The organism is Ligilactobacillus sp. UO.C109, assembly GCF_026847815.1.
In the GTDB taxonomy this organism is placed as follows: domain Bacteria; phylum Bacillota; class Bacilli; order Lactobacillales; family Lactobacillaceae; genus Ligilactobacillus; species Ligilactobacillus salivarius.
The window spans coordinates 1-1,250 of sequence record NZ_JAPSFH010000030.1 but is presented as its reverse complement, the minus strand read 5'-3'; the positions used below and the strand labels follow the sequence as shown (position 1 = coordinate 1,250).

The 1,250-nt window shown below is 39.9% G+C and carries 1 protein-coding gene; it reads left to right on the top strand.

Annotated elements, in window-relative coordinates; genetic code table 11:
* The coding region (locus tag OZJ21_RS08680) for a hypothetical protein (RefSeq protein ID WP_268857691.1) at positions 1-1,250 on the top strand (1,250 nt) is incomplete at both ends.

Below are 1,250 nucleotides of genomic sequence, written 5' to 3'. Positions count from 1 at the left end.
GTACTTAAGCTTTCACTTAAGGAGGAACTTGTACTCAAGGATTCACTCAACGAACTTGATGTGCTTAAGCTTTCACTCAAGGATGAGCTTGTGCTCAAGGATTCACTCAACGAACTTGATGTACTTAGGCTTTCACTTAAGGATGAACTTGTACTCAAGGATTCGCTCAAGCTGCTTGATGTACTTAAGCTTTCACTCAAGGAGGAACTTGTACTCAAGGATTCACTCAAGCTGCTTGATGTGCTTAAGCTTTCACTCAAGGATGAACTTGTGCTCAAGGACTCACTCAATGAACTTGATGTACTTAAGCTTTCACTTAGTGATGAACTTGTACTCAAGGACTCACTCAATGAACTTGATGTACTTAGGCTTTCGCTTAAGGATGAGCTTGTGCTCAAGGATTCACTCAAGCTGCTTGATGTACTTAAGCTTTCACTTAGTGATGAACTTGTACTCAAGGACTCACTCAATGAACTTGATGTACTTAAGCTTTCACTTAAGGAGGAACTTGTACTCAAGGATTCGCTCAAGCTGCTTGATGTACTTAAGCTTTCACTCAAGGATGAACTTGTACTCAAGGATTCGCTCAACGAACTTGATGTGCTTAAGCTTTCACTCAAGGATGAACTTGTACTCAAGGATTCGCTCAACGAACTTGATGTACTTAAGCTTTCACTTAAGGATGAACTTGTACTCAAGGATTCACTCAATGAACTTGATGTGCTTAAGCTTTCGCTTAAGGATGAACTTGTACTCAAGGATTCACTCAAGCTGCTTGATGTACTTAAGCTTTCACTCAAGGATGAACTTGTACTCAAGGATTCGCTCAACGAACTTGATGTACTTAAGCTTTCACTTAGTGAGGAACTTGTACTCAAGGATTCGCTCAACGAACTTGATGTACTTAAGCTTTCACTTAAGGATGAACTTGTACTCAAGGATTCACTCAATGAACTTGATGTGCTTAAGCTTTCACTTAAGGAGGAACTTGTGCTCAAGGATTCGCTCAAGCTGCTTGATGTACTTAGACTTTCACTTAAGGATGAACTTGTACTCAAGGATTCACTCAACGAACTTGATGTGCTTAGGCTTTCACTTAAGGATGAACTTGTACTCAAGGATTCACTTAAGGAACTTGATGTACTTAAGCTTTCACTTAAGGAGGAACTTGTACTCAAGGATTCACTCAAGCTGCTTGATGTACTTAAGCTTTCACTTAAGGAGGAACTTGTACTCAAGGATTCACTCAA